Origin of the sequence: Pseudomonas sp. 2822-17, assembly GCF_002742485.1 — a bacterium.
GTDB classification, from domain to species: domain Bacteria; phylum Pseudomonadota; class Gammaproteobacteria; order Pseudomonadales; family Pseudomonadaceae; genus Aquipseudomonas; species Aquipseudomonas cyclaminis.
In genome coordinates this window covers 1-303 of sequence record NZ_LJRZ01000822.1, presented here as the reverse complement: position 1 = coordinate 303, position 303 = coordinate 1, and the positions used below count along the sequence as shown (strand labels likewise).

At 41.6% G+C, this 303-nt stretch carries 1 protein-coding gene; it reads right to left on the bottom strand.

All coding sequences use genetic code 11. The features are described from left to right. On the bottom strand, positions 1 to 303 hold a 303-nt coding region (locus AOA60_RS35030; RefSeq protein WP_143522588.1), incomplete at both ends, for a polysaccharide deacetylase family protein.

Here is a 303-nt window from a genome sequence, read left to right as displayed (position 1 = left end):
ATCGTCAAACCTATCGTGAAAAAGTGAGATGCTTCCGTTGGACAGACTGTCTCTTGTTTTTGTAATTATATGATCTACTCCAGGCATTTCCCAGTCAAGTGCCTCTCCATTAACGGCTCCAACCATCTTGTATTTATGATCTTCACAAATGCTCACGGTTACTTCGTTAAAGTCAAAAAACGGTGCTCGGAATGTCGTTGGTGGATGCCCTGTTACATCTGAAATTGTTTGGTGAGCTTTCTCTATTTCTTGTCGATGTTCTGTTTGTGAGTTGGATTTGGTCAGCATTGGGTGGGTATAAGT